The sequence below is a fragment of the Paractinoplanes maris genome (assembly GCF_023544465.1).
GTDB classification, from domain to species: Bacteria; Actinomycetota; Actinomycetes; order Mycobacteriales; family Micromonosporaceae; genus Actinoplanes; species Actinoplanes maris.
Genome location: NZ_JALPVL010000012.1, coordinates 56,561 through 76,236, shown reverse-complemented (window position 1 = coordinate 76,236; position 19,676 = coordinate 56,561). Strand labels below are relative to the sequence as shown.

The following is a 19,676-nucleotide window of genomic DNA, read 5'->3' as shown; positions in this document are numbered from 1 at the left end:
GACGGCACTCCGGAGGGGTAGGAGGGGTCGCGACCGACTCTAGATCTTCTTACACCGGCCCGGCAATGTTGGGGCGAGTCACAACTTTCACTCCCTATAGCGATTAACCCTCACATATCGGACGGCCCGCTTTTCGCGCGCTACGTTCGGACTATGCCTAAGGCCATCTGGAACGACGAAGTGATCGCCGAGAGCGACGACACCGTGGTTGTCGAGGGAATTCAGTACTTCCCGCGCGAGTCGCTGCGCGAGGACGTGCTGGCCCTCAGCGACACCCACACCATCTGCCCCTGGAAAGGCCGGGCTTCCTACTACACGCTGACCGCGAACGGGCACACGACGCCCGACGCCGTCTGGTTCTATCCCGAACCCAAGCCGGACGCCAAGGCTGTGCGCGACCGCGTCGCCTTCTGGAAGGACGTCCGCGTCGAAGCGTGACCCTGACGAGTGACGGCAGGCCCGCTCACGCGATGCGCGGGTGGGCCTGTTCGATCGAGGACACCTCCAGGTAGTCCAGCATGTCCCGCTGCTCCTCGACGTCGAGCGCCCCGAACGCCTCATAGGCGACCGCGCGCGAGTGCTCCGTCTCGCCCGCGAGCAGCGCGATGATCCCCGACCAGGCCAGCGACACCCGATCGAACAGGCGCGCGCGGCGCAGCGAGCTCAGCCGGCTGAGCATCGCGACCTTGGTCGCCGCGTCGTCGTCGAGCGGGATCCGGTCGGAGAGCTCGAAGAGCGCCTTCCCCCGGTACGGGTGCTCCGCCTCGACCATGCGGGCCAGTTCGGCGTTCGACATCTGATCGACGGCCGGCGCCGGGCCGCGGCGCGGCAGCGAGGGCTTGTCAGCGGGCACGGCTGTCTCGCCCGCTCTCGAAGCCGTTGCCGGGCGACTGCTGCGGCAGCGTCGGTGTGTTCTGGAACGTGGGGAACGGCGGCGCGGACGGCATGACCGGCGCCGGCGGCTCCTCCGAGTCGGCCTGGAAGTTTTGGGTATAGCTGTCGATCATGGCCTTGCCGTCCTCGGTATCAGCGCCGATCGTCTCGTCGACGGCCGTCGCGGCCTGTTCGGCCAGCGCGGCCTGGGCCTGGCGCATCGTTCGCAGTATCTCGGCCGAGAGCGTCGCCCCGGCCAGCCGCTGCACGCGGTCGTCGAGCCGCAGCCCGGTGACCACGCCGGAACCCCCCACGGTCACCGTGACCACGCCGTCCTCGTCGGTCGCGGTCGCGCTGAGCGCCGCGAGCCGGTCCTCGAGATTTCCACCCGGCACAGCTTTGTCCTCCGTTGCCGACTTTTGTGCGTTGGCGTCCTATGAGATCACGATCGACGAGGTGCCCGCCGCACACCCTGTCGCAGCGCCCGCTGGTCACCCGACCTGACGACCACCGTAACGTCCTCTTAACGTGGGCAAGAACTCCGCATTTCTGCCCCAGTACCCAGCCCGCTTTGCTCAAGTACCCCCGCCCTGGACCGATCAGGCGCGTCGGAGGTGCTTCATGGAGCGTTTCGGCAAGGTCCTCGACCGTGTACGGCGCGGCGTGGACATCACCATGATCTTCGCGTCGCTCCTGGCGCTGGCCTGGACACCGCTGCTCGGCCCCCAGGGCGGCGCGCTGCGCTGGAGCGTGATGCTCGGCGCCGTCGCGCTCGCCGGCGCGGTCGTGGTCCGGCTGAGCCGGCGCTGGCCGCTGGTGCAGTACGCCCCGGTGTCGGCCGCCGTCGTCGCGGCCGGAGTGCAGACCGCCCTGGGCGACAGCTCGCCCGCGATGATCTGGTTGATCCTGATCGTCACCGCGGTCATCCTGGTCCGTCAGTTCCTCGGCTCGCACACCAACCAGGGCCTGATGCGCGACCTCACCCGGCAGCGCGCGATCCTGGCCCGCCAGGCGTTCCGTGACCCGCTGACCGGCCTGGGCAACCGCGCGATGTTCATGGATCACGCGAAGGACGCCCTCGAGGACGCCGACGACACCAAGACCGCCGTGATCCTGTTCGACCTCGACGGGTTCAAGGGCATCAACGACACGTACGGCCACGCCGCGGGCGACGAGCTGCTCAAGGTGACCGCGGACCGGCTGAACGCGAACGTGCGCGCCAACGACACGGTGTCGCGGCTCGGCGGTGACGAGTTCGTGGTGCTTCTCCCCCGGCTCGCCGACGACCAGACCGCCGACACGGTCGCCGACCGCATCATGCACGACCTGCAGAAGCCGCTCACCGTCGACGACCTGATGATTTCCGTACGGGCCAGCGCCGGCATCTCGATCACTCAGGGCGGCACCCTCGACGTGGACACGCTGCTGCGCGAGGCCGACGAGGCGCTCTACCACGCCAAGGACGACGGCAAGGGTGTCGTGCGCCGGTTCGACCCGGTGCGCTTCGCCGAGTCCGCCCAGCGCCGGCGCGACGAGTCCGACCTGCGCCGCGCGCTGGCCGAGATGCAGTTCGAGGTGCACTACCAGCCGATCGTCGACCTCAACGGCGAGCTGGCGGTCGGGGTCGAGGCGCTGGTGCGCTGGCGGCACCCGGTGCGCGGCCTGCTCGGGCCGGGCGAGTTCATCGAGCTGGCCGAGACGCTGGGTCTCATGCCCGGCTTGGGCCTGTGGGTCCTGCGCGAGGCGTGCGCCCAGGCCGTCGTGTGGCAGCAGGACAACCCCGGCTTCAAGGTCAACGTCAACCTGTCGGCCACCCAACTGTCCAGCCCCGAGCTGACCGACGAGGTCGGCGCGGTTCTGGCCGACACCGGCCTGCCGCCCAACTCGCTCGTGCTGGAGCTGACCGAGTCGATGGCCCTGACCGACCTCACCGAGTCGGCGCGCGTGCTGGGATCGCTCAAGACCCTAGGCGTACGCATCGCCCTGGACGACTTCGGAACCGGCTTCTCCTCGCTGAGCCACCTGGGCGCCCTCCCCGTCGACGTGGTCAAAATCGACAAGTCCTTCGTGGCCGCCATGCGCGAGACCACGGCCAACGGCTCCGTGGCCGAGGCTGTGCTCCAGATCGCCCGCACGTTCAACCTGGCTCCCGTGGCCGAGGGCGTAGAAGACGAAATGCAGGCCACCCTCCTCCGCGAACTGGCCTGCGCCGAAGCCCAGGGCTACCACTTCGCCCGCCCCATGCCCGCCGCCGAACTGACCGGCCTCCTGATCCGCCAGTCAGCCCTGCATTCCCGCTGACCCTCGCCCTCGCCCTCGCCCTCGCTCAATAGGGGCAATTCCCGTGCCGACAATGGTCCACGGCATTTTGGTCCGCTGCGCAGATGGCGAATGTCGATCATCAAAGGGACCGCTGAAGCCCAAAACTGTCGTACGTGTGTTCGAAAATGAGTCCGTGTTGGCAGACGTGCAGCAACTGGACCAGGACGCGGCGAAGCTCGCCGCGACCGCGTTGTGGCCGCTGACCGACGATGAGCTCACCGCCTGCCTCATCGGCGCCTACCGGTTGGAGCAGGCCGTCGCCGCGTTGCAGACACGCCTGGTGCACCAGGCCACCACTCGCGGACTGCCCACCCGCAAGGGTCAGCGCAGCACCGCCGGCTGGCTGCGGACGCAGCTACATCTCGACCCGCGCCCGGCCCGCGAGCTCGCCGACCGCGCCGCCCTCCTGGCTCAGCACCCCACAGTCGAGCAGGCTCTCCTCGACGGCAAGGTCGACGTACGTCAGGCCGCGGCCATAGCCGCAGCCGTCACAGCCGTCACCACCGGCTTGAACGACCTCGATCATCCCGCCCAAGCCGACGCCCCCGATCAGCCCGCCCAAGCCAACGCCAACGATCAGCCCGCCCAAGCCAACGCCAACGCTCAGCCCGCCCAAGCCGACGCCAACGCCAACGCCAACGCCAACGCCAACGCCAACGACCAGCTTGCCCAAGCCAACGCCCTCGACCAGCCCGGCCCGGCCGCTGACTCCGACTTCGCTACCGCCAACGAGATCGGCCGGCCGGCCGCCGCCGAGATCGTCCAGCAAGCTGAGGCCACATTGATCGAGATGGCCGATCGGCTACCCGCCTACCAGCTACGTCGCGTCGGCGAGCGCATCCTCGCCCATGTCGCCCCGCACCTGGCCGATCGCGCCGACGCCATGGCGCTGGCACGCCAGGAGGCTCGCGCTCACCGCACCCGCGGGTTCACCCTGTCGGCTCCGGTCGAGGGCGTCGTGCGACTGTCCGGGTTGCTCGGGGTCGAGGACGCCGCACTGGTCCAGGCCGCCCTGCACCCGCTGTGCAACCCCATCGCCGAGGACGAACGACGCCCGGCCCAGCGACGCGCCGACGCACTGATCGAGGTGTGCCGACTGGCATTACGCACCGGTGAGCTCCCGCAAACCGGTGGCGAACCAGCCCAGCTGGCGGTCACCGTCGCCTACAACCCACTGACCCAAGCCCTGGGCACCGCCACCACCGACACCGGCACACGCCTACCCGCCGAGGCAGCGCGACGACTGGCCTGCGACGCCCGCATCCTCCCCGCCGTGCTCGGCACCGACGGACAGATCCTCGACCTCGGCCGCACCCACCGCCTCACCACCACCGCCCTGCGCCGCGCCCTGACCGTCCGCGACCGCGGCTGCGCCTTCCCCGACTGCGACCGCCCACCCCGCTGGACCGACGCCCACCACATCACCGCCTGGACCAACGGCGGCACCACCACGCTGGACAACCTCGTACTGCTCTGCCGCCACCACCGCCTGATCCACCACCCCACCGCCGGCTGGCGCATCCGCCCAGCCCCCGACCACCTCCCCGACTTCATCCCACCCCCAGACATCGACCCAACCCAACACCCACGCCGAAACCTCTACCACCCACGCCAATAGCCCCCGACCACAAGATCCACCCCACCCCCCGAGGCACGACAGCAACCACCCAGGGCCGCAAGCGCAGACCGCCCCGGGTTGATACCGAATCGACCTCTTGTAGAGGAGCGGGACATGTCACGCCCTTCCCGTACCTCCGCGGAACTTTGTGGGCAGGCGGTGCGGATGGTCGCCGAGATGCCGTCGAGCGACGAGTCGGAGTACGCCGCGATCATCGTGGTGGCGCAGAGGCTGGGTATCGGTACTGCGGAGACGCTGCGGACATAGGTCCGTCAAGACCAGATCGACACCGACGGGCGGGCCGGGGTCAGCACGGATGAGGCCGCCGAGTTGAAACGGCTGCGCCAGGAGAACGCGGAACTGCGCCGGCCGAACGAACTCCTGAAGTCCGCGTCGGCTTTCTTCGCAACCGAGCTCGACCGGCCACAGCGACGTTCGCGACCTACATCGACGAACGCAAGCATCTATTGGGCGTCGAGCCGATCTCCCAGACCCTGACGGCGTCCGGGTGGCCGATCGCGTCGAGCACCTACCGGGCGGCCCGCCGCCGGCTGCCCTCGACCCGCCAACGTTGCGATGCCTGGCTCACCCAGCAGGTCCGCCGGCTCCATGCCGACAACTACGACGTCTACGGCGCCCGGAAGTACGGCTCGCCTTGAATCGTGACGGTGTCGAGGTGGCCCGATGCACCGTCGAACGGCTCATGCGCCAGGCCGGCCTGCGCGGGATCGTGCGCGGCAAGACCGCCGGACCACGATCGCTGACCAGCCTGCTGCCCGACCGGCGAATCTGCCGCTATCGCTGCCGGCCCCATCACCCCCACAGCCGCTCGCTGCCTCAACCTCCGCGGCCGTCGCCAATAGCCCGGTTGCCACCGACCCCTCGCCCGCTGTCGTGGCCTTCGCTTCCGAGTCGCCGCTTCCCGTCCCGACGGCCCATACCGTCGCCACCGCCGTCGCCACCGCCACCGCCACCGCCACCGCCGTCGCCACTGCCGTCGCCACCGCCGCTGGCCGCGGTGTTCGTGATGCCGGTCGTCTTGCGAGTACCGCCGCCTTCATTCGCGTAGCCGACCACGAGTGGCGTCGCCACCGCCACCGCCACCGCCACCGCCACCGCCGTCGCCGTCGCCACCGCCACTGCCGTCGCCAACGCCATCGCCACTGTCGTCGCCATCGCCACTGTCGTCGCCATCGCCACTGTCGTCGCCATCGCCACTGTCGTCGCCATCGCCACTGTCGTCGCCATCGCCACTGTCGTCGCCATCGCCACTGTCGTCGCCGTCGCCACTACGGTTCTTTGTGGTCGCCTCTGCCGCTCCCGCTGTCGTGCGCTGCCGCTTCCGCCGCAGGTGCGTTGCCTTTACCGCCGTCGTGCACGGTGCTCCGGCAGCTTGTCCATTAGTGCCGCATCGACTTGGGCGCGACCTGGGCGAGAAGGTCCGACCGAGGCCGCCCACGCACAGGCGGACGCACGTGGACGAGAAACGCGCGGCCGAGCCGGAGATGGCCGAGCTGCAAGTGACCGGACCGCACATAGCCAAATCACACATGGCCGGACGCAGCTGACCCGGACGCGCGTGACCGGTCACACGTGGCCGGGCCCAGCTGACCCGGACGGGCTTGACCGGTCGCACGTGACCGGGACGCTGGGCGGCCGGGACGCTGGACGGCCGGGACGCTGGACGGCCGGGACGCTGGACGGCCGGGACGCCGTGACCGGGACGCTGGGCGGCCGGGACGCCGTGACCGGGACGCTGGGCGGCCGGGACGCCGTGACCGGGACGCTGGGCGGCCGGGACGCTGGACGGCCGGGACGCTGGACGGCCGGGACGCTGGGCGGCCGGGACGCTGGGCGGCCGGGACGCTGGGCCGGGACGCTGGGTGAGGACGGTTCTAGGCTTTGGCGGGCTGTGCTGCTAGGCCTATGCCGGGGGCTATCGACTTGAGGCGGGTGCCGGCGAAGAGCATCAGGCTCAGCACGCTGGCGAGGATGGCCAGTGCGCCGGCGCCGTACCAGGCCCAGGTGTAGGCGCCCAGTTGGTCGCGGATCAGGCCGGCGGCGGTGGCGGCTGCGGCGGCGCCGAACTGGTGTGCGGCGAAGACCCAGCCGAAGACTACGGCGGCGCTCTCGCCGAAGTATTCGCGGCACAGGGTGACTGTGGGGGGCACGGTGGCGACCCAGTCGAGGCCGTAGAACAGGATGAACACCAGCATGCTGGGGTGGGCTGTCGCGGCGAAAAGGGATGGGAGCACCAGCAACGACAGGCCGCGCAGGAAGTAGTAGGCGCCGAGCAGGATGCGGCTGTCTACGCGGTCGGTCAGCCAGCCGGAGGCAATGGTGCCGGCTATGTCGAAGAGGCCGACCAAAGCGAGCAGGCTGGCTGCTGTGGTCTCGGTCATGCCGTGGTCGTGGGCGGCCGGGATGAAGTGGGTGCCGACCAGGCCGTTGGTGGTGGCCCCGCAGATTGCGAAGCCACCGGCCAGCAGCCAGAAGGGCCGGGTTCGGGCGGCCTGACCGAGTGCTCGCAGCGCGGTCCGGGCGGCGCCGGCGGGGGCGATCGGCTTCGGCTCCTCGTAGACGCCGCCGTAGGCGCCCAGGCCCAGCTCGGCCGGGTGGTCGCGTAGACGCCACCAGACCAGCGGCACGACCAGCAGCGCGGCCACGGTGACCGTGAGTGCGGCGAGCCGCCAGCCGGAGCGTTCGGTGAGCGTGGCCAGCACGGGCAGGAAGATCAGGTTGCCGGCCGCGCCGCCGGCGGTGAGCACGCCGGTGACCAGGCCGCGGTGCTTGACGAACCAGCGGCCGGTGATCGTGGCGACGAAGCCGAGCGCCATCGAACCCGTGCCGAGGCCGACCAGGACGCCCCAGAGCAGGATCAGCTGCCAGCTCGACTGCATGAAGACGGTCAGGCCCGAGCCGGCCGCGACGAGCAGCAGGGCTGCCATGATCACGCGGCGGATGCCGAACCGCTCCATCAGCGCCGCCGCGAACGGCGCGGTGAGGCCGTAGAGCAGCAGGTTGACCGAGACGGCGGCCGAGATCGTGCCGAGCGACCAGCCGAATTCGTCGTGCAGCGGCCGGATCATGACGGACGGGGTGGCCCGGAAGCCGGCCGCGCCGACCAGAGCGACGAACGCGACGACGGCCACCAGCCACGCCGGATGGATGCGGTGTTTGCTCACGGTACTGATTCTGCGAAGTTCCGGCCTCGTGGACGAGTGGCCGGAAGGCCATCGTGCGCAAGAATCGAGCCATGCAGCCGACCGTCCGACCGGGCCACCACCAACAGCCCGCAGCTCACGAACGAGCACGAACCGGGAGCCATCGCATCGCCGTGCTCCCGCTCGAGGGCGTGGTCCCGTTCGACCTCGGCGCCGCCACCCAGGTCTTCGGTGCGGCGCGCGACGCCGACCGCAACAAGCTGTACGACGTGGTGGTCTGCGGCACCGGCCCGGTGCGGACGACGGCCGGCTTCACGATCATCCCGGACCACGACCTGAGCATGCTGGAGACGGCGGACACGGTGGTCGTTCCGGGCGTCGACGCCGGGAGCACCGTCACCGATGGGACGCTTCGGGAGGACGTACGGGAAGCTCTGCGAGCCGCGGCGGCACGGGGTGCGCGGATTGTGTCGATCTGCACCGGCGCCTCGGTGCTGGCCGCGGCGGGACTGCTCGACGGACGGCCCGCGGCCACGCACTGGCTCTGGGGCAAGCGGATCGGCGGCCTCTATCCGCGTGTGCGCTGGAATCTCGATGTGTTGTTCGTCGACGACGGCGACATCCTCACCTCGGCCGGGGTGGGCGCCGGGGCCGACCTCTGCCTGCACATCGTGCGCAACGACCACGGCGCCGAGATCGCCAACCGCGCGGCCCGGCGCTGCGTGCTGCCGCCCTGGCGGGACGGTGGGCAGGCCCAGTTCATCGAGCGCCCGGTGCCGCACTCGGACGGCACGGGGACGGCGCCGACCCGGGCCTGGGCGCTCGACCGGCTGGCCGACCCGGTGAGCCTGGAGGGGATGGCCGAGCACGCCCGGATGAGTGTGCGGACCTTCACCCGGCGGTTCCGCGAGGAGACCGGCACCAGCCCGCGGCAATGGTTGCTGCGTCAGCGCATCGCGCATGCTCAAGTGCTGCTCGAGTCGACCGATCTGGGAGTGGAGACGGTGGCCCGCCGCTCGGGGCTGGGCAGTGCGACGGCGCTGCGGCAGCACCTGCAGGAGGCGATCGGTGTGGCGCCGACCGCGTACCGGAGAACCTTCCGGCAACCGGCGCGATCCGGATCATAACCTTCCGGATCTTAGGTTTCACCCGTGATGTCCGATCAATAAGGCGAGCACTCGTCGCCGACCTGAGGATGTCATGGACCAGACCTTCCGCCCGCTGCTGGACGCGCTCAAGCAGATCGGGATCGATCCGCTGGCCGTGGACTCGGCCGCGGAGGAAGCGCAGCGCAGCGGGCGGTCCGTGCGCGCGGTCCTCATCAACGATCAGGTCGTCACCGAGGAGCAGCTGACCGAGGCGGCCGCCCAGGCCTTCGGCATCAACACGGTCGACCTGGTCAGCTTCACGCCCGACCCGGCCGCCCTCAAGAGGATCCCGCTGCCGGTCGTGCTGCGCCACCGCGTGCTCGGCCTGTCGATGGCCGACGGCGAGCTGGTCGTCGGCGTCACCGACCCCGGCGACGTGGTCGCGCTGGACGACGTCCGCGCCGCCACCGGCATGGTCGTGCGGCCGGTCGTGGTCGCCCGCAGCGAGGTCCGCCGGATCATCGAGCGGCTGCAGCGCGAGTCCAGCGACCTGGGTGACCTGGCTGACGCCGAAACCGAGTCGCAGACCGGGATGTCGGCCCAGGCGACCAGCTCGGACGACGCGCCGATCGTGCGCTACGTCAACAGCCTGATCGAGCAGGCCGTCATGAACCGCGCCTCCGACCTGCACCTCGAGCCCACCGAGGACGACATGCGGGTGCGCTACCGCATCGACGGTGTGCTGCACGAGGTGGACCTGGTGCCGCGTGGTGTCATGGCCGCGCTGACCTCCCGTATCAAGATCATGTCGGGCGTCGACATCACCGAGAAGCGGATCCCGCAGAACGGCCGCATCACCGTGCTCATCCGGGACCGCACGGTCGACCTGCGGACCGCCACGCTGCCCACGGTGTGGGGCGAGAAGCTGGTCCTCCGGGTGCTCGACACCGGCGGCATCGACCTCGACATGAACAAGCTCGGCTTCACCCAGCACAACCTCGACCGGTTCTCCGCGTCGTTCACCAAGCCGCACGGCATGCTGCTGGTGACCGGCCCGACCGGTTCCGGCAAGTCGACGACGCTCTACGCCACGCTGGGCAAGATCAGCAAGCCCGAGGTCAACGTGATCACCGTCGAGGACCCGGTCGAGTACCGGTTGCGCGGGGTCAACCAGGTGCAGGTCAACGCCAAGGCCGGCCTGACGTTCGCCGCGGTGCTGCCGGCCATCCTGCGCTCCGACCCCGACGTGGTGCTGATCGGTGAGATCCGGGACGGCAACACCGCCCAGATCGCGGTCGAGGCCTCGCTCACCGGCCACCTCGTGCTCTCGACCCTGCACACCAACGACGCGCCGGGCGCGGTCACCCGTCTCACCGAGATGGGCATCGAGCCGTTCCTGGTCGGGTCGTCGCTCGACTGCGTACTGGCCCAGCGGCTTGCTCGCCGCCTGTGCGACTGGTGCAAGGAGGCGTACGTGCCGACCGCGGAGGAGCTGGACGGAGCGCGCTGGCCGTTCGAGGACCTGGCCGTGCCCGAGGCGCTCTACCGGCCGGTGGGCTGCCGCAACTGCGCCAACACCGGGTACCGCGGGCGCATCGCGCTGCACGAGGTGATGCCGATCAGCCCCGAGATCGAGGCGCTGACCATCCGCCGGGCCTCGGCCAACGAGATCCGCGAGGTGGCGCTTTACCAGGGGATGTACGAGCTGCGGGCGGACGGCCTGGCCAAGGCGTCCGGCGGGCTCACCTCGGTCCGCGAAGTGTCCCGCGTCGCGATCTGACGGTCCGACAACCTATCCCGTACGCCGGAACAGCGCCCGAAAACGCCAGAACTGACCCTAAACCGGCCCGCCGAAGTGCCGAATACAGATGGCGTCCCCTGACGGATCAAGAGATTGCCGGTGGAGATGTACCAGACCGACACGATGGTGCCGCTGCAGACGGCGCCCGACGAGCCGGCGCCCGCGCCCGGTGACCTCGCCGTGCTCAACCAGATGCTCGTCACGCTGGTCGAGTCGCGCGGCTCCGACCTGCACCTGACCGTCGGGACGCCGCCGATGATCCGGGTGAACGGCTCGCTGCGCCCGATCGAGGGCTACGGCAACCTGAACTCGGCCGACACCGCACTGCTCTGCCGGGCCGCCATCTCGGCCGACCAGTGGGGGACCTTCCAGCGCGTCCAGGAGCTCGACTTCGCGCACAGCATCGTCGGCGTCTCCCGCTTCCGCGGCAATCTCTATGTGCAGCGCAACTCGTGCGGCGCGGTCTTCCGGGCCATCCCGCACGAGATCAAGCCGCTGGACGAGCTGGGCATGCCCGACTCGGTGGCCCGCTTCGCCCACCTGCCTCGTGGCCTGGTGCTGGTGACCGGGCCGACCGGTTCCGGCAAGACCACGACGCTGGCCTCGATCCTCGACCTGGCCAACCGCAGCCGGGCCGACCACATCGTGACCATCGAGGACCCGATCGAGTTCCTGCACCCGCACAAGCGCAGCGTGGTCAACCAGCGCGAGGTCGGCGCGGACACCGAGACCTTCGCCTCGGCGCTCAAGCACGCGCTGCGGCAGGACCCCGACATCATCCTGGTCGGCGAGCTGCGCGACCTGGAGACCACGGCCACCGCGCTGACCGCGGCCGAGACCGGCCACCTGGTGCTGGCCACCCTGCACACGCAGAGCGCCACCCAGACCATCGACCGGGTCATCGACATTTTCCCGCCGCACCAGCAGCTGCAGATCCGGGCCCAGCTGGCCGCCTCGCTGCAGGGCGTGATCACCCAGGCGCTGGCGCCCCGGGCGGACAACAAGGGCCGGGTCGTGATCGCCGAGATCCTGACCGCCACCCCGGCCATCCGCAGCCTGATCCGCGAGGGCAAGTCCCACCAGATCCCCTCGTTCATGCAGGCCGGCGCGGGCGACGGCATGCTCGCGTTCGACCAGCACCTGGCCGAGAAGGTGCGCGAGCAGATCGTCACGTTGCCGGCCGCCCTCGAGCTGTGCCACTCGCGCGAGGAACTCATGCGACTCGTGGGACGGAGCTGACCCCATGCCGGCCACCAAGGTCTTTCGGTACAGCAGCATCGACGGCGCCGGCCACCGCGGCAAGGGCACCGTCGAGGCGCCGAACGAGGCCGCGGCCACCAACCTGCTCAAACAGCGCGGCGAGACCCCGCTGGAGCTGATCGAGACCGGCAAGGGTCTCGACATGGAGATCAAGATCCCGGGTTTCGGCAACCGGGTGAAGCTCAAGGATCTCGCCGTCTTCTCCCGCCAGTTCGCCACGATGACCGCCTCCGGCATGTCGCTGCTGCGGTCGCTGTCGATCCTGGAGGAGCAGAGCAGCTCGCCGCCGCTGAAGAGGGCGCTAGGCGAGCTGCGCACGGACGTGGCGGCCGGCTCCTCGCTGTCGTCGTCCATGGCCAAGCACGACCGGATCTTCCCGCGCCTCATGATCGCCATGGTCCGGGCCGGTGAGACCGGCGGTATGATCGACCGCGCTCTCGAGCAGATCGCGGACAGCCTGGAGAAGGACACCGCGCTCCGGGGCAAGATCAAGAGCGCGATGACCTACCCGGCGATCGTGCTGGGGTTCACCTTCGTCCTGATCGCCGCGGTGCTCATCTTCATCGTGCCGATCTTCGAGGCGATGTTCGCCAACCTCGGTGGCGAGCTGCCGGCGATCACCCAGTTCCTGGTCGACGCCAGCCACAACATGTGGTGGATCGGGCCGCTCATCCTGACCGTGGGCATCGGCGGATCGATCTTCTACAAGCGCCGGATGCGCGCCAGCGAGGAGTTCCGCCTCAAGGTCGACCGCATCAAGGTGAAGATGCCGGTCTTCGGCTCCCTGTTCCGCAAGCTCGCGATGAGCCGCTTCTCCCGCAACCTGGGCTTGCTGCTCAACGTCGGCGTGCCGGTCATGCAGGCGCTCACCGTGGTCGGCGAGACCACGGGCAACGAGGTCATCAACGCCGCGATGAAGGACGTGCAGGCCGCCGTCCGCGACGGCCACACGATGTCCTCGGCCCTGCGTAACCACCCCATCTTTCCGACCATGGTCACGCAGATGATCGAAGTCGGCGAAGAAAGCGGCCAAATCAGTCAGATGCTGGACAAGGTTGCCGATTTCTATGACAGGGAAGTCGACGCCGCCGCCGAGTCCCTGACCGCCTCGATCGAACCGATCATGGTGCTCGTCATGGGCGCCGTGGTAGGCGGAATGGTGATCTGTCTCTACCTACCGATGTTCACTATTTACCAGAACATTCAGAGCAACTGACCTGCGCACCACCCAGGCCGGACTCCCGCCGGCCGAACGGGCCCCCCGCCCGGCACCACCCGCCCGCCCCACCCTGACGCCATGGAGGCACCCCCAATGCACGACATCATCACCCGGCTCCGGAACAAGAAGGACGACGAAGGCTTCACGCTCATCGAGCTCCTCGTCGTGGTGGTCATCATCGGCGTCCTCGTCGCGATCGCCGTGCCGGTCTACCTGAACTACCGCAAGGGCGCGGCGGACAAGTCGGCCCAGTCCGACGTACGAGGCGCGGTCAGCACGATCGAGCAGTACTACACGGACAACGGCAACTCGTACCCGACCGCCGACCAGAAGAGCATCGCGGCGAGCTTCAACGTCAAGGACGGCTCGACCACCGCACCCGCCGCGGGCGCTCCGGCCGGCTGGATCACGCTGTCGGACAAGACCACGATGACCTACCTCATCGGCACCACGGCCGGCGCCGCCCCCAACATCACTGTCTCGACGTACAAGGTCTGCGCCGTGAACGGCAACGGCAGCGGCAAGCTCTACGTCTACGACAGCGCCACCGGCGGCTCGGTCAAGACGATCGCCGGCGGCAACATCGCCACCTGCGCCGCCTGATGATCTGACGACGGCTCGACGAAGAACCCACCGCCGGCGCCAAGGAGGTAGTCCCGATGCCGCAGCTTCCGCTGCTCGTCGTGGTCGCCCTGCTCGGCCTGGTGGTGGGTTCCTTCCTCAACGTGGTGATCTATCGGGTGCCGCGGGACGAGTCGCTGATCCACCCGCGGTCGCACTGCCCGGCCTGCGGCACCGAGGTCCGCAACCGGCACAACGTCCCGGTCTTCGGCTGGCTCCTGCTGCGCGGCCGGTGCGCCGCCTGCGAGGCGCCGATCAGCCCCCGCTACCCGCTCGTCGAGGCCGGCACCGCCGTCCTGTTCGTCGCGGTGGCGGCCCGGTTCGGGCTCTCCTGGGAACTGCCCGCCTACCTCTATCTGGCGGCGATCTCGGTGGCGCTGGCCGCGATCGACCTCGACGTCATGCGTCTGCCCGACAAGATCGTCCTGCCCTCGTACGCGGTCGCCCTGGTCCTGCTGGCCCCGGCCGTGATCGCCGAGCACAGCTGGTCGGCCGCGGCCCGGGCCCTGCTCGCGGCGGCCGTGCTCTACGCCGGGTACTTCATCCTGGCCATCCTGCCGCGCGGCATGGGTGGCGGCGACCTCAAGCTGGCCCCGCTGATCGGCTTCTACCTCGGCTGGCTCGGCTGGAGCTCGGTGGCGATCGGCGCGTTCGCGGCGTTCCTGCTCGGCGGGCTCGTCGCCGCCGTGCTGATGGTGCTGCGCCGGGCCAACCGCAAGAGCCGTATCCCCTTCGGCCCCTACATGCTCGCCGGCGCCTTCCTCGCGGTCTTCGCCGGCGCCCCCATCGCGCAGTGGTACGCCTCCCTGCTCGTCCCCACCGTCTGAACCGCAACAAGATCAACGAGAGGAAGGAGACCGATGGCTGGCGTCATCCCGATCGGGCTGGACATCGGCACGTCCTCCATCCGGGCCGTCGAGGTCCGCCGGAACAAGGACGACTACACGTTGTCCAATTTCGGCCAGGTGCCGCTGCCGCCCGGCGCGGTCACCGGCGGCGCGGTCCAGGACCCCGTCATGGTCACCTCGGCCCTCAAGCAGCTCTGGGCGGCCTGCAAGTTCGGCACCAAGAACGTCAACCTCGGCGTGACCAACCCGCAGCTGGTGGTCCGCGAGATGGCGGTGTCCAACCTGCCCGCCAAGGAGATGCGTCAGGCCCTGCCGTTCCAGGTCAAGGACGCGTTGCCGCTGGCCGTCGAGCGCTCACTGCTCGACTTCTACCCACTCGAGGAGCCGGGCGACAACCCGACCGTCCGCGGGCTGCTCATCGCCATGCCCAAGGAGGCGGTGATGAGCGCGGTGGACGCCGTCGAGAAGGCCGGCCTGCACGTCAAGGGGGTCGACCTGGCCTCGTTCGCCCTGCTGCGGGCGGCCTCCCGGCTGGACGCCCAGATCGAGGCCATCGTCGACATCGGTCTCGACGTGACCAGCCTGGTCGTGCACGCCGACGGGGAGCCGCTGATCGTCCGGACCGTGCCCCGCGGTGGCCAGGAGATCACCGACAGCATCGCGACCCGGCTCGGCATCCCGCAGCCCGAGGCCGAGGAGCTCAAGTGCCGGTTCGGCCTGCACGGCGACGGCCGGCCGGACGGTGTCGAGGCCGCCCAGGAGGCGGTCCGGCCCCTGGTCAGCGAGCTGCGCAGCTCGTTCACCTATCTCGCGTCGAGCGAGCGCCACCAGCAGGTCACCCGGCTGGCCCTGTGCGGCGGCAGCGCCCTCATGCCCGGCCTGGCCGAGCACCTGCAGAACCAACTGCGGATCACCGTCATGTACGCCGACAGCGCCAGCCGCCTGCGGGACACGCGCAAGGGCCGCGAGCGCGGCTTCGACAGCTTCGTGCCCTCGGCCGCGGTGTCGATCGGCCTGACCCTGGGAGCGGCAGCCTGATGACCACCACGCAAACGGCCCTGATGCCCATCGACCCGGCGATCTCGCCGGCGCAGGCCGCCCGCATCCTGCCGATCCGGGCCGACCTGCTGCCCGAGGAGATCCGCGCCGGCCGCAGCGCCCGGCGCACCCGGTTCATGCTGATCGGCGCGGTGCTGGCCGTCCTGGCCGGGCTCGGCGGCTGGTACGTGTTCGCGATCCACCAGCTCGACACCGCGAACGAGAACCTGGCGCTGGCCACCGACCAGGTCGCCCGGGTCCAGAACGAGAAGAAGAAGTACTCCACGGTGACCGCCACCATGAACGACGTGAAGACCGTGGAGCAGGACCTCAAGACCCTGCTCGCGAACGACCTGCCGTGGTCGGTGAACATGGACGAGCTGCGGGCCGACGCCCAGGACGCCGGCGTCACCATCAAGGGGCTCGGCGGCACCATGGTCGAGCCCGGCGCCGCCACGGGCTCCACCGCCGGTGCCAAGGGCGCCACCACGATCGTCGCGACGCTGGCCATCACCGGGAGCGCCCCGGACAAGAAGCACGCCGCCGCCTTCCTCGACAACCTGGCCGATCACGACGGCGTCACCGACCCCTACCTGACGACGGCGGCCGAGGACGGCCCGAGCGACAAGATCTCGTACGCCCTCACGGCCAAGCTCACGTCGGCCGCCCTCTGCGGCCGGTTCACCACCGCCTGCGCCGCCACCGGGGGTAATTGATGGATGCCCGGCGCACCAACCGGATCTGGCTGATCGGCGGCATGGTGGCCATCGTCATCATCGTCGCCGCGGCCTGGCTGCTCGCCATCTCGCCGAAGTTCGCCGAGGCCGACGAGGTGCAGACCCAGGCCGACGACACGGTCATCCAGCTGACCGGTCTGCGCAAGGACGTGGCCGCTCTCAAGGCGCAGAGCGAGAAGAAGGCCACCTATCAGTCGCAGCTCGACACGCTCGTGACCAACCTGCCCGAGACGTACGGCATGCCGGTGTTCCTGCGATCGCTGCAGGACATGTCCAAGGCCGTCGGCGTCCGGGTGACCAACATCAGCGTGGGTGGCGCCACGGCCTCGGGGAAGGTCGCCACCGCGGTCGAGATGCCGCTGGCCCTCAACATCACGGGCAGCGTCGACAACATCAGCAGGTTCATCGCACGCCTGCAGCAGACCCAGAGCCGGGCCGTCCTCGTCGACGCGGTCACCGTGGCCAGCGACACCGAGGACGCCAGCAAGGCGACCGCGGCCGTCACGCTGACCGCTTTCTGCACCAAATCCGACCTGGCCGACAGCTCGAAGGCCGACCGGACGGACATGTGCGTGGCCGCCTGAAGCACGACGACCGGGTGAACCGGCCGGGCGGGCGGCACACTCCATTGTCACCCTGAGTACCCTGCCGGTATGTCATACGCGGTCCCACCGACCCGTACCGCAGCGGTCGTCCGCCAGTTGCGTAACGAGATCGTCACCGGAGAGCTGTCGCCAGGCACGCTCATCAAGGATGCCGAGCTCGCCGCCCGCCTCGGTGTCAGCATCACTCCCGTCCGCGAAGCGATAGCCCAGCTCAGCGTCGAGGGTTTGATCGACATCGCGCCCAACCGCACCCGGCACGTCACGCGGGTCACCCAGAAGAACGCGCTCGAGCTGATCGACGTGATGAGCGTGCTGGCCTGCGCCGGCTTCGAGTGGGGGGTCGACAACCTCACCGACACGCACATCGACCTGCTGCGCCAGCGCCAGGCCGAGTTCGTCGAGGCGCTGTCGGCCGGCAACGTGCTGGCGGCCGGCGCGGCCGGGGCCGACTTCAGCTCGATCATCATCCTGGCCAGCGGCAACCGTGAGCTGCAGTCCATGGTGGACCTGGTCGTGGCCCGCACCATGCGCATCCTGGCGATGACCGCCGAGAGCGACCTGTGGAGCTCGTGGATCGAGGGGCACGACGCGATCCTGCGCCTGCTCGTCGAGGGCGACAGCAAGGGTGCCCTCGACCGCTACCGCCAGATCTACGTCGACTACCGTGCCGCGGTCGAGCGGGAGCTCTTCGTCGATCAGTGAGCGCCGCCGCAGTGCGGCAACCCCTTCCATCGCCGGTGGGCGGACAGCGAACCAGCTGACCGCCCACCGGCTCTGTGTGTCCGGAGCTTGGCGGCGTCGGCCTTTTCCCGTACGGGAAACAGGCGGCACCGCCGCGTCGGTGACCCCGAAACGCTGGACCAGCGCCTCCGTGGGGTGTCGCCGCACAGCTCGACCCGGCCTCGCACCGCCGTTGCGATCTCCCCACCGGCAAATTGCCGCCACGGTTTTCCTCGGGCCGGCCCGGGCCCCGCCGATGTGCGAGGTGCCCGACCGGAAGGAAGCCATGACGACCGACCTGATCCTCGTCGCCGAGGACGACAGCGACATCCGTGACCTGCTCACCGTGACGCTGGAGTCCGCCGGTTTCCGGGCCGTGACCGCCAAGGACGGGCACACCGCGGCCCGCATCCTCGAGGTCGCCCGGCCGGCCGGGCTGATCACGGACATCCGGATGCCCGCGGTCAACGGACTTGAGCTGTGCCGCCGAGCCCGGCTCGACCCGGCGAACCGCGACCTGGCGATCGTCGTGATGTCGGCCGGCGACCACGGCGACGCCGGCCTGAGCGCGGGCGCCGACCGTTACCTGCCGAAACCGCTGTCACCGCGACGTCTCGTGGCCGAGTTGCGCGAGATCCTCACCGAACGTGGCCGCATCCCCGCTGAACTGCCGGACGCCCCCAGCCGTTTGTCGAATCAGGAGGTAGACAGAAAATGACCACGCTCTACGCACCCCCGCTGGAAACCGACGACTTCATCCGGGCCATGTCCTCGCCCCCGATCACGGCCCCGCTGTCGCCCAGCATCCTGATCGCCGACGACGATGACGACGTGCGCGACGTGATCGAGTTCCGCCTGCAGGTCGCCGGCTACCGCACGCTGACCGCGGACAACGGCCGGTCGGCCCTGAACCTGGCGATCGAGCGCCGCCCCCGGGTGATCATCCTGGACGTCCGGATGCCGCAGATCGACGGCCTGACCGTGTGCAACCGCCTGCACGCCAGCCCGAGCACGGCCGAGATCCCCGTCCTCATGATCAGCGGCAACTGCGAGGAGTACGACCGCGAGCTCGGCCTGGCCGCCGGCGCCGACGACTACCTGCCCAAGCCGTTCACGTCGCACGAGATGATGCGCCGGGTCAACTGGCTGCTGCTCTCGGCGGGAAACTAGACCTCGATCGGCGGATGCCCGGCCTCCCGCAGGTGACGCAGGGTCTCCAGGATCGAATAGCAGTCGGCCAGGGCGTCGTGCTCACGGTCGATGCGGGCGGCCAGGCCCAGCGCGAAGGCGAGCCGGCCGGACGACAGGCCGATCGTCGCCGGCAGCACCCGGTTGACGTAGGTGCGGATGTTGGCGAACGGCGGCAGGCTCCGTTTCGGCCGGCGACCCGGGGGCACCTGCAACACGAGATTCTCGCCGAGGATGACCATGTCGTTCCCGTACGAGAGAACGTAGTGATCGTCGCAGAAGTCGAGGAAAGCATCGAGCGCGTCCAGGAACGGCAGTCCCCGCTCGTCCACCGCCGCCTGGCTGATGCCGGTCAGGTCCTGGAAGTACTCCGACAGCGACGGGTTGCGCTCCGGCCGTACGAGCTCGTTGAACTCACCGGTGACCCGGAGGTCGGCGGAGTCGACGCGCAGCGCCCCGATCTGCACGACCTCGCGGAACTCGCCGGGCCGCGACCAGCCGCCCTCCTGCGAGCCCGCCCACGCCGTGAACTCCAGGTCCAGGATGATGATCACCAGCAGAACTTACTGGATCT

At 69.7% G+C, this 19,676-nt stretch carries 22 protein-coding genes; 17 read left to right on the top strand and 5 right to left on the bottom strand.

The features are described from left to right. The first annotated feature begins 153 nt into the window (after positions 1-153). Entirely contained in the window at positions 154-438 is a 285-nt protein-coding gene (locus tag NAG42_RS31695) for a DUF427 domain-containing protein (RefSeq protein ID WP_250035596.1), read from the top strand. Between the two features lie 25 nt (positions 439-463). Here the strand turns inward: NAG42_RS31695 and NAG42_RS31690 are convergent, their stop codons facing one another. Next, positions 464-853 (bottom strand): hypothetical protein, encoded by a 390-nt coding sequence (locus tag NAG42_RS31690; protein ID WP_250035595.1) that lies wholly within the window; start codon positions 851-853, stop codon positions 464-466. Next, positions 843-1,268 carry a YbaB/EbfC family nucleoid-associated protein gene (locus tag NAG42_RS31685; protein WP_250035594.1) on the bottom strand — a complete coding sequence of 142 codons (426 nt, stop codon included), beginning with the start codon at positions 1,266-1,268 and terminating at the stop codon, positions 843-845. Before NAG42_RS31685 ends, NAG42_RS31690 begins: the two co-directional genes overlap by 11 nt. Positions 1,269-1,494: 226 nt before the next feature. Here NAG42_RS31685 and NAG42_RS31680 point away from each other — a divergent pair, with 226 nt between their 5' ends. The 4 genes from NAG42_RS31680 (at position 1,495) to NAG42_RS31665 (ending at position 5,472) form a co-directional block, all read left to right on the top strand. Beyond that, complete coding sequence (locus NAG42_RS31680; RefSeq protein ID WP_250035593.1) at positions 1,495-3,174, top strand: putative bifunctional diguanylate cyclase/phosphodiesterase; 1,680 nt, start codon at positions 1,495-1,497, stop codon at positions 3,172-3,174. Between the two features lie 154 nt (positions 3,175-3,328). Then, positions 3,329-4,813: an HNH endonuclease signature motif containing protein gene (locus NAG42_RS31675; protein WP_250035592.1), complete on the top strand. Its 1,485-nt coding sequence runs from the start codon at positions 3,329-3,331 to the stop codon at positions 4,811-4,813. A gap of 114 nt (positions 4,814-4,927) precedes the next feature. Then, the gene (locus tag NAG42_RS31670; RefSeq protein ID WP_250035591.1) at positions 4,928-5,080 is read left to right on the top strand and encodes a hypothetical protein; all 153 of its coding nucleotides are present in this window, start codon (positions 4,928-4,930) and stop codon (positions 5,078-5,080) included. A gap of 200 nt (positions 5,081-5,280) precedes the next feature. Continuing rightward, the gene (locus tag NAG42_RS31665) at positions 5,281-5,472 is read left to right on the top strand and encodes a hypothetical protein (protein ID WP_250035590.1); all 192 of its coding nucleotides are present in this window, start codon (positions 5,281-5,283) and stop codon (positions 5,470-5,472) included. 178 nt (positions 5,473-5,650) lie between these two features. On the opposite strand, the gene NAG42_RS31660 is transcribed toward NAG42_RS31665, so the two are convergent. Together NAG42_RS31660 and NAG42_RS31655 are read right to left on the bottom strand one after the other, a co-directional pair. After that, positions 5,651-6,103, bottom strand: a complete 453-nt coding sequence (locus NAG42_RS31660) for a hypothetical protein (protein WP_250035589.1) — start codon at positions 6,101-6,103, stop codon at positions 5,651-5,653. A gap of 605 nt (positions 6,104-6,708) precedes the next feature. Then, positions 6,709-7,998 carry an MFS transporter gene (locus NAG42_RS31655; protein WP_250035588.1) on the bottom strand — a complete coding sequence of 430 codons (1,290 nt, stop codon included), beginning with the start codon at positions 7,996-7,998 and terminating at the stop codon, positions 6,709-6,711. Between the two features lie 71 nt (positions 7,999-8,069). On the opposite strand from NAG42_RS31655, the gene NAG42_RS31650 reads away from it, so the two are divergent. From NAG42_RS31650 to NAG42_RS31595, 12 genes are all read left to right on the top strand, one after another. Further along, complete coding sequence (locus NAG42_RS31650) at positions 8,070-9,104, top strand: GlxA family transcriptional regulator (protein WP_284046170.1); 1,035 nt, start codon at positions 8,070-8,072, stop codon at positions 9,102-9,104. A 73-nt stretch (positions 9,105-9,177) separates the two neighbouring features. Next, a complete protein-coding gene (locus tag NAG42_RS31645) occupies positions 9,178-10,845 on the top strand; it encodes a GspE/PulE family protein (RefSeq protein ID WP_250035585.1) in 1,668 nt (555 codons plus the stop codon). Between the two features lie 126 nt (positions 10,846-10,971). Continuing rightward, on the top strand, positions 10,972-12,105 hold the full coding sequence (locus NAG42_RS31640; RefSeq protein WP_250035878.1) for a type IV pilus twitching motility protein PilT: 1,134 nt from the start codon (positions 10,972-10,974) through the stop codon (positions 12,103-12,105). Positions 12,106-12,109: 4 nt separating this feature from the next. Further along, positions 12,110-13,342 (top strand): type II secretion system F family protein, encoded by a 1,233-nt coding sequence (locus NAG42_RS31635; RefSeq protein WP_250035584.1) that lies wholly within the window; start codon positions 12,110-12,112, stop codon positions 13,340-13,342. A gap of 81 nt (positions 13,343-13,423) precedes the next feature. Next, positions 13,424-13,948 carry a type II secretion system protein gene (locus tag NAG42_RS31630; RefSeq protein WP_369077117.1) on the top strand — a complete coding sequence of 175 codons (525 nt, stop codon included), beginning with the start codon at positions 13,424-13,426 and terminating at the stop codon, positions 13,946-13,948. Between the two features lie 56 nt (positions 13,949-14,004). Next, positions 14,005-14,793, top strand: a complete 789-nt coding sequence (locus NAG42_RS31625) for a prepilin peptidase (RefSeq protein ID WP_250035583.1) — start codon at positions 14,005-14,007, stop codon at positions 14,791-14,793. Between the two features lie 33 nt (positions 14,794-14,826). Then, positions 14,827-15,852: a type IV pilus assembly protein PilM gene (gene pilM / locus NAG42_RS31620; RefSeq protein WP_250035582.1), complete on the top strand. Its 1,026-nt coding sequence runs from the start codon at positions 14,827-14,829 to the stop codon at positions 15,850-15,852. Continuing rightward, complete coding sequence (locus NAG42_RS31615) at positions 15,852-16,568, top strand: PilN domain-containing protein (RefSeq protein ID WP_250035581.1); 717 nt, start codon at positions 15,852-15,854, stop codon at positions 16,566-16,568. The genes pilM and NAG42_RS31615 overlap by 1 nt, the downstream gene beginning before the upstream one ends. Continuing rightward, entirely contained in the window at positions 16,568-17,173 is a 606-nt protein-coding gene (locus tag NAG42_RS31610; RefSeq protein ID WP_250035580.1) for a type IV pilus inner membrane component PilO, read from the top strand. The genes NAG42_RS31615 and NAG42_RS31610 overlap by 1 nt, the downstream gene beginning before the upstream one ends. A 69-nt stretch (positions 17,174-17,242) precedes the next feature. Then, positions 17,243-17,896 carry a GntR family transcriptional regulator gene (locus NAG42_RS31605; RefSeq protein ID WP_250035579.1) on the top strand — a complete coding sequence of 218 codons (654 nt, stop codon included), beginning with the start codon at positions 17,243-17,245 and terminating at the stop codon, positions 17,894-17,896. A gap of 304 nt (positions 17,897-18,200) precedes the next feature. Then, positions 18,201-18,632 carry a response regulator gene (locus NAG42_RS31600; RefSeq protein ID WP_250035578.1) on the top strand — a complete coding sequence of 144 codons (432 nt, stop codon included), beginning with the start codon at positions 18,201-18,203 and terminating at the stop codon, positions 18,630-18,632. Continuing rightward, complete coding sequence (locus tag NAG42_RS31595; protein ID WP_250035577.1) at positions 18,629-19,084, top strand: response regulator; 456 nt, start codon at positions 18,629-18,631, stop codon at positions 19,082-19,084. The genes NAG42_RS31600 and NAG42_RS31595 overlap by 4 nt, the downstream gene beginning before the upstream one ends. On the opposite strand, the gene NAG42_RS31590 is transcribed toward NAG42_RS31595, so the two are convergent. Continuing rightward, the gene (locus tag NAG42_RS31590; RefSeq protein WP_250035576.1) at positions 19,081-19,656 is read right to left on the bottom strand and encodes an exonuclease domain-containing protein; all 576 of its coding nucleotides are present in this window, start codon (positions 19,654-19,656) and stop codon (positions 19,081-19,083) included. The two genes, NAG42_RS31595 and NAG42_RS31590, sit on opposite strands and share 4 nt — an antisense overlap. Positions 19,657-19,676 lie beyond the last annotated feature (20 nt).

Excerpts from the sequence above, each read along its gene's own strand:
- NAG42_RS31695 (WP_250035596.1), top strand. The coding sequence starts at position 154 with ATGCCTAAGGCCATCTGGAACGACGAAGTGATCGCCGAGAGCGACGAC.
- NAG42_RS31680 (WP_250035593.1), top strand. The coding sequence starts at position 1,495 with ATGGAGCGTTTCGGCAAGGTCCTCGACCGTGTACGGCGCGGCGTGGAC.
- NAG42_RS31670 (WP_250035591.1), top strand. The coding sequence starts at position 4,928 with ATGTCACGCCCTTCCCGTACCTCCGCGGAACTTTGTGGGCAGGCGGTG.
- NAG42_RS31650 (WP_284046170.1), top strand. The coding sequence starts at position 8,070 with ATGCAGCCGACCGTCCGACCGGGCCACCACCAACAGCCCGCAGCTCAC.
- NAG42_RS31645 (WP_250035585.1), top strand. The coding sequence starts at position 9,178 with ATGGACCAGACCTTCCGCCCGCTGCTGGACGCGCTCAAGCAGATCGGG.
- NAG42_RS31640 (WP_250035878.1), top strand. The coding sequence starts at position 10,972 with ATGTACCAGACCGACACGATGGTGCCGCTGCAGACGGCGCCCGACGAG.
- NAG42_RS31635 (WP_250035584.1), top strand. The coding sequence starts at position 12,110 with ATGCCGGCCACCAAGGTCTTTCGGTACAGCAGCATCGACGGCGCCGGC.
- NAG42_RS31630 (WP_369077117.1), top strand. The coding sequence starts at position 13,424 with ATGGAGGCACCCCCAATGCACGACATCATCACCCGGCTCCGGAACAAG.
- NAG42_RS31625 (WP_250035583.1), top strand. The coding sequence starts at position 14,005 with ATGCCGCAGCTTCCGCTGCTCGTCGTGGTCGCCCTGCTCGGCCTGGTG.
- pilM (WP_250035582.1), top strand. The coding sequence starts at position 14,827 with ATGGCTGGCGTCATCCCGATCGGGCTGGACATCGGCACGTCCTCCATC.
- NAG42_RS31615 (WP_250035581.1), top strand. The coding sequence starts at position 15,852 with ATGACCACCACGCAAACGGCCCTGATGCCCATCGACCCGGCGATCTCG.
- NAG42_RS31610 (WP_250035580.1), top strand. The coding sequence starts at position 16,568 with ATGGATGCCCGGCGCACCAACCGGATCTGGCTGATCGGCGGCATGGTG.
- NAG42_RS31605 (WP_250035579.1), top strand. The coding sequence starts at position 17,243 with ATGTCATACGCGGTCCCACCGACCCGTACCGCAGCGGTCGTCCGCCAG.
- NAG42_RS31600 (WP_250035578.1), top strand. The coding sequence starts at position 18,201 with ATGACGACCGACCTGATCCTCGTCGCCGAGGACGACAGCGACATCCGT.
- NAG42_RS31595 (WP_250035577.1), top strand. The coding sequence starts at position 18,629 with ATGACCACGCTCTACGCACCCCCGCTGGAAACCGACGACTTCATCCGG.